Here is a 13,545-nt window from a genome sequence, read left to right as displayed (position 1 = left end):
GACATACGCCTCCTTGCAAATTATGATACCCTTCCTGCATGCCAAAATCCTGAAGGGAGCTAGCATCGGGAACCGCCGCGCGCTTCCGGTTTTCCAACTGACATGAACATTCCGCGCAAGACCTGGCTGGTCGTGAACCCTGATAGCGGTAGCTATGACCGTGCGGCATTCGACGCGCTGTGCGACTGCTGCACCGACCAGGCGATCGATCTGGACCGCGTGATCCGCTTTCCCAAGGAAGACCTGCCGAGCGCGGACGAACTCGACGCCGCCGGCATCGACCTTGTCACCATCTTCACCGGCGATGGAACCATCAACGCTCTGGTCACCGGCCTCTATGGCTGGGGCGGATCGGTGCTGATCCTGCCGGGCGGCACGATGAACCTGCTTTCCATCCGCCTTCACGGCGACGTTTCGGCAGAGGAGATCGTGTGTCGCGTGGCCAGCGGACAGGCCCGCGCCGAACGCCCCGCCGTCGTCCGCTCCGGCAAGGGAGACGCGCTTGCGGGACTTATGGTCGGGCCGGGTACGGCATGGAACGACGTGCGCGAAGCGATGCGACAGGGCGATATCCTCGCCATGGCCGGCGGCGCGGCAGAGGCCCTGGGCGAATCGACCGGCGGCACCCGTGTCCGCGTGGTCGATCCGGCTATCGGGAAGGAAGAGGGCTATCCGCTGATCGTGATGACGCCGGAAGGCGAAAAAATGTCGGTCGCGGCCTATCATTCCGAAACGGTTGGCGAGTATGCGCAGCAGGGTGTCGCGCTGGTGAAGCGGGATTTCCGCGAAGGACCGCACGACGACCTGGGAACATTCGAGGCGATGACGATGGACAGTGCCGCAAACGAACCGTTGAAAGCACTGATCGACGGAGAGCCTGCGACATTGCCCGCGCGCGCGCGGTTCGCGATCGTGCCCTGCGAAGTCGATCTGCTGGTGACGGCGGGGGCAACCCCCGATGACTGAATGCGCCGATGGCGATCGTTTGCTGTTCCACCTCAGCGACATTCACTTCGGCCTTGCCGACGAACGGGCGCTGGATTGGGTGGCGGCAGAGATCGAACGCCGCCGTCCCGACGCGGTCACGATTACCGGCGACCTGACGATGCGGGCGCGCCACCACGAATTTGCCGCCGCTTCCGAATGGATAAGGGCGCTGAACGTGCCGGTTACGGTGGAGGTCGGCAATCACGACATGCCGTACTTCAATCCGGTCGAGCGGTTCGTCGCACCCTATCGCCGGTTCCGCGCGATCGAGGAACTGGTGGAGCGGGAGATCGACTTGCCCGGCGTGGCCATCGTTCCGTTGAAAACAGCGGCGCGCGCGCAGTGGCGGCTGAACTGGTCGAAAGGCTGGATCACCGGCCATGCGCTGGAAACCTGCCTTGCCGCCATCGATGCCCTGCCTGCCGGTACGCGCGCGCTGGTCGCCTGCCACCACCCGCTGGTGGAAGTGGGCACGCGCGGCACCGCGCTGACGCGGGGCGGGAACAAGGCACTGGCCGAACTGGCAAAGCGCGGCGTGCTGGCCGTGATGTCGGGCCATGTCCACGATGCGTTCGACCTGATGCAGGATACGCCGGAAGGGCCGGTGCGGATGATCGGTGCGGGCACATTGTCGCAGCGGCTTCGTTCCACCCCGCCCAGCTTCAACGAACTGCACTTGTCCGGCGGAGGGATCCGCGTCGTCGTCCGCAATCTTGAGGATGTGCCGAGTGCGGACATGATGATCCCCGATGTGCCCGAAAACGCCATGCCTCCCCGTGAGGAAGGCGAGCCGGTCGCGCCGGTCAACCGCGTTCCGGCAGAGGACCCGCCGGTACACTGACCATCGCCGCCGAAACGAAAAAGGCCCGCCGGAAACAAACCGGCGGGCCTTTTTCGTTATGCCTTGAACGGCGATCAGTTCGCAGGCGCTTCCTCCGCCACCGGCGTCGTCACTTCCGCGTCTGCCGCGTCCGCACCCTCGGGTGCTTCCTCTGCTGCCGGCTGCTCTGCGCCTTCTTCCTCTGCCGCCGGTGCTTCCGGTGTCGGCAGGGGCAGGTTGGAGCCCAGCGAGTTGAGATAGGCGATGATGTTGGCGCGGTCTTCAGCCTTCGACAGGCCGGCGAAGCTCATCTTCGTGCCCGCGGCAAAAGCCTTCGGGCTGGCGAGCCATGCGTCCATTTCGTCAAAGCCCCAGCTGCCGCCGTGGTCGGCCAGCGCGGAGGAGAAAGCGAAGCCGCCCTTGCCGTGGCCGATTTCCTCACCCAGCGTGCCCCACAGGTTCGGACCGATGCCGTTGGCCCCGCCCTGGTTCGCGGTGTGGCAGGCGCTGCACTTGGCGAACAGCTTTTCACCCGCGGCGACATCGGCCGTGGCGAGCAGCGTGGCCAGCGACGGGCCGCTGTCCCCTTCGCCTTCGCCTTCGGCGGCGGCGATCGCGTAACCCGATTCCTCAGGCGCGTGGTGCTTGTCGGCCATGAAGACGCGGCCGCTGACGCTCGAAAGGCCGATGGCCACGATGCCGCCGAAAAGTGCCCAGCCGGCAATAGTGTTGAACTTGTCGCTCATCTTGCAAAAACCCGCGCGATGTCCCTGTCACAACCCCCGAACGGAGGTTTGCGCGCCGCTCTAGTTGCAGCGCTGCGCCAGCGCAAGGGCCATTCGCCCCGAAATGACGCCCGGATGCTGCCCTGCGGCATGTCGCCCGCGCCAATCACGGTGCAGAGCAGGGCTTGGCACGGGGCGATGCGCGGCCTAACGCACCTGCCGCCATGCACAGTTATCCCGATCCCGCGCTCGCCCTTGCAGAGCAGTTGAACCGCGCCGCCGCCGCCGATCCCGCCCGCGCGGTATCGTTTCAGGGCGCGCCGGGCGCCAATTCGCACATCGCGGCGTTGCGCCATGATCCCGAATGCCTGCCGATGCCGTGCTGGTCGTTTGCCGACGCGATCGACGCAGTACGCGACGGCCGGGCCGACCGTGCGATCATCCCGATCGAGAACAGTGCCAACGGGCGCGTTGCCGACATCCACTTCCTGCTGCCCGAATCGGGCCTGTCGATCACGGCGGAACACTTCATGCCGATCACCCACACGCTGATGGCGGTGGGTCACGGGCCGTTCGAGGCCGTTTTCAGCCATCCGCAGGCGCTGGGCCAGTGCCGCCATTATTTGCGGGAACGCGGTATCGTGCCGATGGAATATGCCGATACGGCGGGCGCTGCGGCCAAGGTGGCGCAGGATCGCGATCCTGCGGTTGCCGCCATCGCCCCGCCGCTGGCCGCCAAGCTCTACGAACTCGACGTCATTGCAGAGGGGATCGAGGACGAGCACGACAACATGACGCGCTTCGTGATCCTGTCGCGCGCGCCGCTGGACCCGGCGGAGATCGAGGGGCCGGCGATGACGACTTTCGTGTTCGAGGTGCGCAACATCCCCGCCGCGCTGTACAAGGCGCTGGGCGGCTTTGCGACCAACGGCGTCAACATGACGAAGCTGGAATCCTATCAGGACGGGGCCAGCTTTGCCGCCACACGCTTCTTCTGCGACATCGTGGGCAAGCCCGGCGATCCGGCGGTGGATCTGGCGCTTGAGGAACTGGGTTTCTACTCCAAGAACCTGCGCCTGCTGGGCTGCTATCCCATGGGGCGGGAGCGGGCCTGAGGGGGCTTCCGCTGTAATAATGGTGACTTGAAGCGTTCGCATTGTCGGTGCTTCACTCACGGAGCATTGCATGATTGAACTGGCTTTTGCGTTGGCGGCGGTGTTCGTCGCGCCATCGGATGCGCCCCCGCCGCCCCTGCCAGCCGTCGCCGAAATATCGCGTGATCAAGAGAATGAACCGAACGTCTCGGCAGAAGGCGGCGAGAAAGAGCAACACGCCGCCGAACCGGCCCCACGGCCCTATCGCGGAGTTGTGCTGAAACCGATCGAAGCCGTGGTAAAAGCAGCCGATGCCGCGCCCGAAGGCGTATTCGCCGCGTTCGAAATGAACGTGGCTGCCATCGGAACCCAAGACGGTCTCGTCTATCTGAATTCCGAAAAAGACTACCGTGACCAGCGTTGCCTTACGATTGCGATCCTGCCCGAGGCGCAAAAGGCCCTGAACGAACAATTTGGCGGCGATCTGCGACAGGCCTTGCTAGGCAAGACAATCCGAGTTCTCGGCGTGGCGAGACGCGTTCAGGTTGATTTTTACTCGGACGGCGAGCGCACTGACAAATACTATTACCAAACGCATGTCGGTCTTGTGAAAGCCGAGCAGCTGATTTCCGTAAATGAACCTGACTGACGGTTTCCGCTTTTCACCGTTCGATAATCCCACCCCCAACCCTTCCAGCTTGCGGGAGGGGCGCGAGACTTGGCGGGCCGTCAGGCTCGGCTAGTCGCAGCGGGGTGGGTTGAAGAGGGCGCGAGATAGTGCTGTCCTACACGTGGTTCCCGCGTCATCATGTGCGCGGTTCTTTGCAATCGTCGGTAATCGCAGGGCGCTGCCCCGCAACGTGTAACCCGTGACATGCGGGCGCAACGCCAGCTTTCCTGCGGGTTTGCGGCTGCTGGATGTGGGTTACAGGGTGTCACCTTTGTCACCCTGCTGCCGGATAGCGATGCCGGATTGGTTCAGCCGAGGCCGAGCTTGTCCGAATAGATCAGGCGGCCGCCCGAGATATTCCACAGGGCCTCTCGAAAGTCCGTCGGGCTCATCGCGAAACAGCCGTTGGATCGGCCCAGCTTGCCCCATTTCGCCACGTGTTCGGGCGTCGCGTATTCCGCCGCGTGGGCGACGATATAGCGGGGCAGGGCGTTGGAATTTTCCGGGTCCAGCCCGCCAAGCCGGATCGAGGTGCCGTACTTGCCCTTGTACCACTCGTACGTGATGAACGCGCCGCGGCTGGTGGCGTTCGATCCCTCCACGTTGGAGAAGGTGTTGAGCCAGCCGTCATGTTCGGGATCGGAACCCATGCCATGTGCGACAAGGAAGCTGCGCACGGTGCCGGTTTCGAGATTGGCGAAGTGGAAGCGCGGCAGCGCGGAATGGACGCCGAAATCGGCGATCGCGGCCATGTCCTTGTGCCACAATGCCGATCCTGCCCGTTCGATCTCGCGCTTGGCCACATCCAGCACGGCGCGATCCCGAGGGGTCAGCGAACTTGCCTGCGCAAAGACACGCGCCGGAAACGCGCCGGGCAGCGCAAGGCCGGCACCCGCAACGAGTGCGCCTTTCAACAAATCGCGTCTGTTCGCAGCCTTCACCATGACCCGTTTATAACATGGCGCAGATTGATTTGCACTGAATCGAGCGCGTTCTGCCGCGATCAGTATTCGGCAAGTCGCATCTTGCCGTCCGATATCTGCACTTCGGGTATGCGCGACAGGAAACTCTGGCCCAGCAGGGTGACGTGCAGCCCTTCGGGAATGATCATCGCGTCGACATCGTGAACCTCGAAACTGCCGAGTTCGACCTTGTCCAGCCGGACAGCGACACCCTGCACCGGCCCGCTGGCTCCGCGGCCCACCGTGCGGATCTGGCTCTGGTCCCACGACAGGCCGATGGCTTCGGCATCGGCGCCGGTCAGCGCGATGACGCTGGCCCCGGTGTCGATCAGCGCATCCACCGGCACGGAGTTGATCGAGGGACTGGCATAGAAATGGCCGTCGCTCTGCTGCTGCAGCACCATTTCACCGCCGAGGTAGTCCTGAGAACCGGTATGGTCGAAAGGCTCCACCGCATCGACCGTCAGACTGCCGGTGCCGGACACGGCCTGCGGCGGATCGTTCATGCGACTATGATCAGCCGGCATCATGATGCCAACCAGACATAGCCCCGCGCCGAGCCAGATCAGTGATCCCAACTTCATGCGGGCAATCATGACGCGTGGGACTGAAGATAGCGTAAATGTGCCCCCGAAGCGGCGCAGGCCGTTATCCCGCCGTTTCGGTAGCCTTGCCCGCGTCGATCATGTCCGCCTCGATCTCGGCGGCCTTCGCCTCAACAAGGTTCACGATATGGTCGAGCATGTCGCCGGACTGCACGTGATGGTCGGTCACGCCCGACAGGTAGACCATGTGCTTGCCGTTGCCGCCGCCGGTGATGCCGATATCGGTTTCCCGCGCTTCGCCCGGTCCGTTGACAACGCAGCCGAGAACGGAGAGCGACAATGGCACCTTGATGTGCTGAAGCCGTTCCTCCAGCGTCTGGACCGTGCGGATCACGTCGAAGCCCTGGCGGGCGCAGGACGGGCAGGACACGACGCGCACGCCGCGGGTGCGCAGGCCCAGCGACTTCAGGATCTCGAACCCGACGCGCACTTCCTGCTCCGGCTCTGCCGAAAGCGAGACGCGGATCGTGTCCCCGATTCCGGCCCAGAGCAGGTTGCCGATGCCGATCGAGGATTTCACCGTCCCGCCTATCAGGCCCCCTGCCTCGGTAATGCCAAGGTGGAGCGGACAATCGACCGCGTCGGCAAGGCCCTGATAGGCCGCGACGGCAAGGAACACGTCGCTGGCCTTCACCGCCACCTTGTATTCGTGAAAATCGTGGTCCTGCAGCAGCTTGATATGATCGAGTGCCGATTCCACCAGCGCCTCGGGGCAAGGCTCGCCGTATTTTTCCAGCAGGTCCTTTTCCAGCGACCCAGCATTCACGCCGATGCGGATCGCACAGCCGTTGGCCTTGGCGGCGCGGACGACTTCGGCCACCCGCTCGCTGCTGCCGATGTTTCCAGGATTGATACGCAGACAGGCCGCGCCCTTGTCGGCTGCTTCCAGCGCGCGCTTGTAGTGGAAGTGGATGTCGGCAACGACCGGAATGTTCGACGCCTTCGTGATCTGGTCGAAGTTCGCGGTCGATTCTTCCGTGGGGCAGGACACGCGGATGATGTCCGCACCCGCATCCTCGCACCGGCGGATCTGGTCGATCGTCGCGGCCACGTCCTCTGTCGGCGTGTTGGTCATCGTCTGCACGGTGATCGGGGCATCGCCGCCCACGGGCACCGAACCCACCATGATCTGCCGGCACTTGCGTCGCTCGATCGTGCGCCAGGGGCGGATCGCGTTCATAGTTCTAACCCGTAGCCTTTCGAATGCGGCGAATGCGCCGCCATCGGGTTCGCATAACGGCCCGATCGTCTTGATGACAACATGGTGCTTTTCCTAGCAGTTTCGAGGGCGGTATGAAATTGCGCGTCTTCACGGCATAGAAGGCTGGCAAGAAGGAGCCGGGATGCAGGATAACGTGCAGTGGACCGATGACGTGGCGGGCGACGAAGCGCTGTTGTTCGGGCGCGTGCTTGACGGGCAGGGCGGCGGGCGCGCGGTAACATGGGAAGAGGCGCGCGAATGGTCTCCGGGCCTGCCCGGCAGCGGGCGGGAGAACGAGGTCATCTGGCTGCACATGTGCCGCAACCAGCATGGCATACAGGACTGGCTGGAGCATGCCCTTTCCATTCCCGAGCCTACAGCCGAACTGCTGGTATCCGACCAGACCCGCCCGCGCGCCTTTCGCGAAGGGGACACGCTGGTGGCCACGCTGCGCGGCATCAACTTCAACCCCAATGCCGAGCCGGAGGACATGGTTTCGATGCAGTTGTGGAGCGACGGCAAGCGGGTGATCACGCTACGCCGCTTCCCGCTGCAGACCCCACGCGACACGCTGGCGCTGATCGATGCCGGCCATGGCCCGACCGATGCTGGTGCATTGATCACATCCCTTACCGAGCAGATGATTGCGCGCATGAACAGATCGATCGTCGACATGAACGATCATATCGACCAGCTGGAGGACGCCGACCTCGACGGTGACAATGAAGCGCTGCTGGAAAAGATCGCGACGATCCGGCGCAACTGCCTTGCCCTAAAACGCCACATGAGCCCGCAGCACGAAGCGTTCGAGCGCATCAGCCGCGATGCGCCGGACTGGTTCGAGGATCACGACCGGCGGGAGATCGCCGAAACGATCGACCGCTTGTCCCGCTATCTCGACGATATCGACATTTCCAAGGAAAGCGCGGTCGTGCTGCAGGACGATATCCGCGCCCGCGCTGTCGCCCGGTCCGAACGCACCAGTTACCTCCTCACGATCGTTGCCGCGATTTTCCTGCCGCTGGGTTTCCTGACGGGGCTGCTCGGCATCAATGTCGGCGGGATGCCGGGGACCGGCAATCCCAACGCTTTCTGGGAAGTCGTGGCGCTGTGCGGTGCGATTCTGGTCATGCAGTTCGCGTTGTTCTGGCGCTGGAAGTGGTTCTGACGCGATTGCCGTCAACGCCATGGTCAGCGATGGCATAGGGGCGACTACCTAAGCCCCTCCGTGGCCGATTTTCATGCCTCATGCCGAATCCTTGCCGCCGTATGGGGCATAAGGATTCGGTTGCATCAAGGAGCTGCTCGCCATCCCGGTGGTCGTGCTGACGGTTGCACTGGTTCCAACGATCGGTTTCGGCGGCGATGGTGATTCCGTCACCACGCGCACGACGTCGAGTTCGATGGAATCGGTGTTTATCGAAGTGCACAACTCCGACAATGTCCGGCGCACGTTCCGGGTCTTCGCCATCGGTGCGCAGACGGACACGCCGGCTGCCGACGTGCGCCTGCTGCCGGGGGAAAGCCACGATGTCGCAGGCGGCGAAAGCCAGCGGGTGCTGGCGGTATTCCAGAACCTGAGGCCCGGCGAAACGCGCGAGGCGCGGGTCTGCTATGCGCCGGTCAACCTGCCCGCGGACAAGACGTGCGAGGCAATTGCGATCGAACGCCTATAGCTTCAGTTCGTAGAGGAACTCGTCATCGCGGTGTTCTCCGACCCAGAAATCGATATCCGCGATTTTGGCGAAGCCGTATCGGGCATAGAACCGTTGTGCGCCCACGTTCTCGCTCCATACCGATAGCTGGATCGCGTCCTTGCGCCTGTGCTTCGCCTCCGCCAGTGCCCAGTCCATCAGGCCCGCGCCGATACCCTGCCCGGTTGAGGCGGGATCGGTGTAGAGCTGTGACAGTGCGATCGGACGTTTCGCATGGGAATGGTCGCCGAATTGCGCGCCTTCGACCAGCTTGCAGTATCCCGCCAGGCGCCTGCCCCTGAAGGCAAGGCGATAGGCTACGTGTCCGCCGACAAGCTGCGCGGCCACTTTCTCCGGCGAGTGGGCGGAATGCAGGAACCGGGCGAGGTTTTCCTGTGTGTAGAGATGCCCGAAGGCGGCATCGAAACTAGCCCGGCCAAGTGCGACGAGAGCGTCGCGATCCTCTAGCGTGGCGTTGCGGAATATGATTTCGCTGCTTGCGGTCTGCTTCCGTTCGGCCATGCCTTGCAGCATATTCATCGCCTTGAAACTCCAGGATCGAACCGCCAGAGGGGTGGGCGGCGCGGCGCCCCATGCCCGTGTGTGGGGGCTGGCGCAATGGGGTGGATGCGCCCATGTGGACAGCACTGTCAATTACCATAGGATCAGCCCGTGGCCGACACTGAGGATACCGAGATGCCCGATGCCGCGAATTTGCAATGGAGCCTTGCCATTCATGGCGGGGCCGGCTCGATGAAGCCGGGCCGCTTCTCTGCCGAGGAGGACGCCGCATTTATTGCCGGCCTTGCGGCAGCGCTCGATGCGGGGGCGGCGGTTCTGGCCGGTGGCGGGACGGCGATGGACGCGGTTGTCGCCGCCGTCGCCGTGCTGGAAGACGATCCGCAGTTCAATGCAGGGCGCGGATCGGTCTTCGCTTTCGAAGGGCATAACGAGATGGACGCAGCCGTGATGGACGGGGCCACCCGTGCGGCAGGCGCGGTGGCTGGCACGACCTGCATCCGCAATCCGGTTCGGGCCGCGCGGGCCGTTATGGAACAGACCCCCCACGTCATGCTCAGCCACGAAGGCGCCAACCGGTTCGGCGTGGAAAGTGATGTCGAGCAGGCCGATCCGGAATGGTTCGCCACGCCCCATCGCCGCGCGCAGTGGGAGGAATTTCGCGCGAAGGGCGAACGCGGCGATGGCGCATGGTTCGACACCGATCTGAAGTACGGCACGGTCGGCGCGGTGGCGCTGGACAGTCATGGCCATGTCGCGGCGGCAACCAGCACCGGCGGCCTTACCGGCAAGCGCTGGGGCCGGGTGGGCGACACGCCGGTGATCGGCGCGGGCACTTATGCAGACGATCGCGGCTGCGCCGTATCGGCGACCGGCACCGGCGAAGTTTTCATCCGCATCGCCGCGGCCCATGAAATCAATGCGCGGATGCGGATGCTGGGCGAAACCGCGCAGCAGGCGGCCGATGCGGTGATGTCCGAAGTCGGCGCGCTGGGCGGCGAAGGCGGTGTGATCTTTGCCGCACCCGACGGTTCGGCCGGTTTTGCCTTCAACACGCCGGGCATGTTCCGTGGCCGATCCAATTCGGAGGGCCTCAGAGAAACCGCGATCTACGCCGGATAGCTGTTGCCGGCGGGCAACGGGCTGTTGGTCACTTTCTGCCCCCTCTTGGCGCGCGTTAACCCGATCGTTACCACTCCTTGCAAGGGTTCGCTGCGCGCGCAACGCATGAATGGCGTTGTATGGATGAAGGAGTAGCGCAATGATCGTCGTAACCGGGAAACCGATGGCCCTGTCACTGCTAGCCCTGCTTGCCCTGCCTGTTTCGGCGCAAGCGGCGGATGGATCCGATAACGGGGTCTACGCAACCGTAATCGGTGATCGCGCCTCTGAAGGTCCGAAAATCGAAGGCGTTATTGCCGCCAGCAGCAACAACGTGATCGAGGTGGCGATGGACACTGGCGATGTCGCCAGCATCAACCTCGACAGCGGCACCAAGATCAAGGGCGGCGGCGGCTTCCTTGGCATGGGCGGCAAGGATCACGGTGCCGAATCGCTGCTGCCCGGCCTGCCCGTCACGGTGGAAACGATGCGCTGGGGCAACCAGCTTGTCGCGACCGAGGTGAAGTTCAAAGGCAAGCAGCTCGAAATGGCGCAGATGGTGCGCAACGGCACGTCACGCCAGTTTGCCGCGCACAGCTCGGCAATCGCCAAGAACAAGGCGATGGCCGACGCACTGCGCGATCGCATGGCCGACATCGACAAGTACAACATCAAGGGCACGACCAACGTCTATTTCGATACCGGCAAGTACGGTCTGACCCCCGATGCCGAACAGAACCTGTGCGCCGCCGCGCAGGAAGCGGACAGCATGGATAACGCGCTGCTGCTTGTCGTCGGTTACACCGATTCGACCGGTAGCTACGAAGTGAACCAGACGCTTTCCGAAAAGCGCGCGGGCCGCGTCGTGAACTATCTGCAGCAGGCCTGCGGCTGGAAGCCGTGGCGCATGCTTTCGCCCACCGGCATGGCTTCGGCCGATCCGCTGGCCGACAATTCGACGCCGGAGGGCAAGGCCCAGAACCGTCGCGTCGCGGTCAACATCCTCGTCAGCAAGAGCGTCGACGGGATGTAATGCACACGGGGCGGGCCGGTCCCGCCCCGTTTGGCTGCATCAGCGATACAAGGGTGACAAAGGTTACACCCTGTCACCCTGCGCAATCGCCCGAATACGCCGCTTTCCCGCGGGTTTCCGTAATGCGGAGCCGTGTAGGACAGCGCTAATCCGGCGTGGTCAGGCGTAATAGAACGCCGGGGCATAGCGCGCCTCGCCCTGCGGGACCGGCCCGGAAATCGCGAGGGCCATGAAGTATTCCGCCGGTGCGTCGGTGAAGGTCGGACCCAGGCCCGCCGCAAATCCGAAGCGGCCGTAATAGGCCGGATCGCCCAAGACGACGCAGCCACGTGCACCCTGCGCGGTGGCAACCTCCAGTGCCTGTTCGATCAACGCGGTGCCGATCCCCTTGCGCTGGCATTCCGGCAGGACGCTCACGGGCCCTAGCCCGTACCAATCCTGCGCTTGCGCGATCCGCACATGCGATAGCGCCACGTGGCCGACGATATTGCCGCCCGTGGTGGCGACAAGCGATATTGCCAGATCCCCGTCGCTGCGCATGGCATCCACGATCTTCGCCTCGTTGCCGCCCGAATGGTCCGCGCAGGCAAAGGCGACGTCGATGACCGCTGAAATCGCGCCCCGATCGCCTTCGCGTTCGGGGCGTATCGATATCAAAGCCCCGGATCCTCGATCGCGACGACTTCCTCGTTCGTGACGCGGCGGCCGTCCTTCGCGACGCGGGGGGCGGCAAAGCTGGCGAGCACCGGCTCGTCCCGGCCGTAGATGTCCTTGAACGTGCGCATTTCGCCGTCGATGTCCTGCGCCATCGTGAAGTAGGTGATGTAGACCGGCACCTGCTTCTTCAGCGGGACGCGGGTGTATTCGCCCGACTTGCTGATCGCGACGGCCTCTTCCTTGGGTACCTGCCCCAGTGCGATAGCCAGCGTCAGCGCCAGTTCCAGTGCGCGATCGGTGCGGATGCAGCCGTGGGAATAGGCGCGGTTTTCGGTATCGAACAGGTTCTTGGCCGGCGTGTCGTGCAGGAAGATCGCATGCGGATTGGGCATGTCGATCTTCATCATGCCCAGCGAATTGCCCGGCCCCGGCTGCTGCACGACGACTGTCATGCCATCCTCGTTCTTCCACGCCTTGTAATTGTGGCTTTTCGCATAGGACGGATTGTTCAGCACTCTCGCGCCCAGCCCTTCGCCGACCACGATGGATTGCGGCACGGTCCACGTCGGGTTGAAAATCACGCCTTCCACCGTTTCGGCCAGTTGCGGCGTGCTGGTGCGGCCCGGCTTGCCGACGATGGTGCGGTACGAACGCACGATCTTGTCGTTCACCGTCAGGCGCAGCTGGTATTCCGGCACGTTGGTCAGCAGGTAGCTGGAACCCAGATCGCGGGCGAGCCAGCGCCAGCGGTCCATGTTGGCGCGAATCCGGGCGCGTTTGTCCTTCGCGTTTTCCGGCGTTTCGAGCAGCATCTGTTTCAGCACGGCATAGTCGGGATGCACGGGGCTGAGCGTGTCGAGCGCGCCCACGATATCGCCAGTGGCCAGCGCCTCTTCCAGCAGGGGCTTGATCGGCAGGCGTTCGGCGTCGGGATCGCGCACGAACCATTGTTTGCGCGAATCCATCTCGGTCCGCCCGTCGCGCAGGTCCTGTGCCACCCAGGTGAAAGTGCGCGTGGCGATCTCGTTCAGTTTCTCGCCCGCACCGGCAGCGATGGCGCCGTCAAGCTCTACCGGCAGGTAATCGCGGGGAAACAGCCCTTCGTTACCGAGGCCCGCGACATAGGCGCGCAAGTCCTGCGCCTGCGCCACGGTCCACGTGGGCGGGGTATCGAAGAAGTCGGTCGGCACGTCCTGCACCACCGGGTTCGACTGCATCGTCGTTTCGGGCATCGTGTCGGGGCCGGGGGTCGGCGCGGGCGTCGGTGTGGCGGCAGGTCGCGGCAACTGGCCTTCACCGACATAGACCGGTGCGGTGGATCGGGCTGGAACCGGCTTCGCGGTCGCATTCTGGGCAGCGCCCGGCGTAGCGGCCAGCGCAAGACAGGTGCCTGCAAGCAAGATCGGAAGGTTCGGCTTCAAGGTAAGCTCCGGATAATATGGTGGCGGCATATGCCCCGCCTTACCGGTCAACGTCC

15 protein-coding genes are annotated in these 13,545 nt (G+C 64.0%); 8 read left to right on the top strand and 7 right to left on the bottom strand.

The window, feature by feature from the left end:
• The first annotated feature begins 102 nt into the window (after positions 1–102).
• Both A7A77_RS11380 and A7A77_RS11375 read left to right on the top strand, forming a co-directional pair.
• A complete protein-coding gene (locus A7A77_RS11380; RefSeq protein WP_066557945.1) occupies positions 103–966 on the top strand; it encodes a diacylglycerol/lipid kinase family protein in 864 nt (287 codons plus the stop codon).
• A complete protein-coding gene (locus A7A77_RS11375) occupies positions 959–1,828 on the top strand; it encodes a metallophosphoesterase family protein (protein ID WP_066557943.1) in 870 nt (289 codons plus the stop codon). Before A7A77_RS11380 ends, A7A77_RS11375 begins: the two co-directional genes overlap by 8 nt.
• A 74-nt stretch (positions 1,829–1,902) precedes the next feature.
• Here A7A77_RS11375 and A7A77_RS11370 read toward each other — a convergent pair whose 3' ends face one another.
• Positions 1,903–2,553: a c-type cytochrome gene (locus A7A77_RS11370; RefSeq protein ID WP_066557941.1), complete on the bottom strand. Its 651-nt coding sequence runs from the start codon at positions 2,551–2,553 to the stop codon at positions 1,903–1,905.
• A 203-nt stretch (positions 2,554–2,756) separates the two neighbouring features.
• Between A7A77_RS11370 and A7A77_RS11365 the strand changes: the two genes are divergently transcribed.
• Positions 2,757–3,647 carry a prephenate dehydratase gene (locus tag A7A77_RS11365; RefSeq protein WP_066557939.1) on the top strand — a complete coding sequence of 297 codons (891 nt, stop codon included), beginning with the start codon at positions 2,757–2,759 and terminating at the stop codon, positions 3,645–3,647.
• A gap of 70 nt (positions 3,648–3,717) precedes the next feature.
• On the top strand, positions 3,718–4,275 hold the full coding sequence (locus tag A7A77_RS11360) for a hypothetical protein (RefSeq protein ID WP_066557936.1): 558 nt from the start codon (positions 3,718–3,720) through the stop codon (positions 4,273–4,275).
• A 329-nt stretch (positions 4,276–4,604) separates the two neighbouring features.
• Here A7A77_RS11360 and A7A77_RS11355 read toward each other — a convergent pair whose 3' ends face one another.
• The 3 genes from A7A77_RS11355 to ispG all read right to left on the bottom strand — a co-directional run bounded on the left by A7A77_RS11355 (position 4,605) and on the right by ispG (position 7,043).
• Positions 4,605–5,210, bottom strand: a complete 606-nt coding sequence (locus tag A7A77_RS11355; protein WP_245638459.1) for a murein L,D-transpeptidase catalytic domain-containing protein — start codon at positions 5,208–5,210, stop codon at positions 4,605–4,607.
• A gap of 89 nt (positions 5,211–5,299) precedes the next feature.
• The gene (locus A7A77_RS11350; protein WP_172799894.1) at positions 5,300–5,842 is read right to left on the bottom strand and encodes a retropepsin-like aspartic protease family protein; all 543 of its coding nucleotides are present in this window, start codon (positions 5,840–5,842) and stop codon (positions 5,300–5,302) included.
• Between the two features lie 64 nt (positions 5,843–5,906).
• Positions 5,907–7,043 carry a flavodoxin-dependent (E)-4-hydroxy-3-methylbut-2-enyl-diphosphate synthase gene (ispG, locus tag A7A77_RS11345; RefSeq protein ID WP_066557929.1) on the bottom strand — a complete coding sequence of 379 codons (1,137 nt, stop codon included), beginning with the start codon at positions 7,041–7,043 and terminating at the stop codon, positions 5,907–5,909.
• Positions 7,044–7,206: 163 nt separating this feature from the next.
• Here ispG and A7A77_RS11340 point away from each other — a divergent pair, with 163 nt between their 5' ends.
• Together A7A77_RS11340 and A7A77_RS11335 are read left to right on the top strand one after the other, a co-directional pair.
• Complete coding sequence (locus A7A77_RS11340) at positions 7,207–8,232, top strand: zinc transporter ZntB (RefSeq protein ID WP_066557926.1); 1,026 nt, start codon at positions 7,207–7,209, stop codon at positions 8,230–8,232.
• 154 nt (positions 8,233–8,386) lie between these two features.
• A complete protein-coding gene (locus tag A7A77_RS11335; RefSeq protein ID WP_156500534.1) occupies positions 8,387–8,740 on the top strand; it encodes a hypothetical protein in 354 nt (117 codons plus the stop codon).
• On the opposite strand, the gene A7A77_RS11330 is transcribed toward A7A77_RS11335, so the two are convergent.
• Positions 8,735–9,298: a GNAT family N-acetyltransferase gene (locus tag A7A77_RS11330; RefSeq protein ID WP_245638458.1), complete on the bottom strand. Its 564-nt coding sequence runs from the start codon at positions 9,296–9,298 to the stop codon at positions 8,735–8,737. The genes A7A77_RS11335 and A7A77_RS11330 overlap by 6 nt on opposite strands.
• A gap of 156 nt (positions 9,299–9,454) precedes the next feature.
• Here A7A77_RS11330 and A7A77_RS11325 point away from each other — a divergent pair, with 156 nt between their 5' ends.
• Complete coding sequence (locus A7A77_RS11325) at positions 9,455–10,399, top strand: isoaspartyl peptidase/L-asparaginase family protein (RefSeq protein ID WP_066558117.1); 945 nt, start codon at positions 9,455–9,457, stop codon at positions 10,397–10,399.
• A 139-nt stretch (positions 10,400–10,538) separates the two neighbouring features.
• Complete coding sequence (locus tag A7A77_RS11320) at positions 10,539–11,411, top strand: OmpA family protein (RefSeq protein WP_066557921.1); 873 nt, start codon at positions 10,539–10,541, stop codon at positions 11,409–11,411.
• 159 nt (positions 11,412–11,570) lie between these two features.
• On the opposite strand, the gene A7A77_RS11315 is transcribed toward A7A77_RS11320, so the two are convergent.
• Together A7A77_RS11315 and A7A77_RS11310 are read right to left on the bottom strand one after the other, a co-directional pair.
• A complete protein-coding gene (locus A7A77_RS11315) occupies positions 11,571–12,068 on the bottom strand; it encodes a GNAT family N-acetyltransferase (RefSeq protein ID WP_245638457.1) in 498 nt (165 codons plus the stop codon).
• A complete protein-coding gene (locus A7A77_RS11310; RefSeq protein WP_082836076.1) occupies positions 12,065–13,519 on the bottom strand; it encodes a L,D-transpeptidase family protein in 1,455 nt (484 codons plus the stop codon). Before A7A77_RS11310 ends, A7A77_RS11315 begins: the two co-directional genes overlap by 4 nt.
• Positions 13,520–13,545 lie beyond the last annotated feature (26 nt).

It is taken from the genome of Croceicoccus bisphenolivorans (assembly GCF_001634625.1).
Lineage (GTDB): Bacteria > Pseudomonadota > Alphaproteobacteria > Sphingomonadales > Sphingomonadaceae > Croceicoccus > Croceicoccus bisphenolivorans.
The sequence above is the reverse complement of the archived record's forward strand: the minus strand, read 5'-3'. Positions and strand labels throughout refer to the sequence as shown.

Coding starts and splice junctions, on each gene's coding strand:
- A7A77_RS11370 (WP_066557941.1), bottom strand. CDS start 2,553: ATGAGCGACAAGTTCAACACTATTGCCGGCTGGGCACTTTTCGGCGGC.
- A7A77_RS11340 (WP_066557926.1), top strand. CDS start 7,207: ATGCAGGATAACGTGCAGTGGACCGATGACGTGGCGGGCGACGAAGCG.
- A7A77_RS11360 (WP_066557936.1), top strand. CDS start 3,718: ATGATTGAACTGGCTTTTGCGTTGGCGGCGGTGTTCGTCGCGCCATCG.
- A7A77_RS11375 (WP_066557943.1), top strand. CDS start 959: ATGACTGAATGCGCCGATGGCGATCGTTTGCTGTTCCACCTCAGCGAC.
- A7A77_RS11310 (WP_082836076.1), bottom strand. CDS start 13,519: ATGCCGCCACCATATTATCCGGAGCTTACCTTGAAGCCGAACCTTCCG.
- A7A77_RS11380 (WP_066557945.1), top strand. CDS start 103: ATGAACATTCCGCGCAAGACCTGGCTGGTCGTGAACCCTGATAGCGGT.
- A7A77_RS11320 (WP_066557921.1), top strand. CDS start 10,539: ATGATCGTCGTAACCGGGAAACCGATGGCCCTGTCACTGCTAGCCCTG.
- A7A77_RS11350 (WP_172799894.1), bottom strand. CDS start 5,842: ATGAAGTTGGGATCACTGATCTGGCTCGGCGCGGGGCTATGTCTGGTT.
- ispG (WP_066557929.1), bottom strand. CDS start 7,043: ATGAACGCGATCCGCCCCTGGCGCACGATCGAGCGACGCAAGTGCCGG.
- A7A77_RS11365 (WP_066557939.1), top strand. CDS start 2,757: ATGCACAGTTATCCCGATCCCGCGCTCGCCCTTGCAGAGCAGTTGAAC.
- A7A77_RS11330 (WP_245638458.1), bottom strand. CDS start 9,298: ATGAATATGCTGCAAGGCATGGCCGAACGGAAGCAGACCGCAAGCAGC.
- A7A77_RS11325 (WP_066558117.1), top strand. CDS start 9,455: ATGCCCGATGCCGCGAATTTGCAATGGAGCCTTGCCATTCATGGCGGG.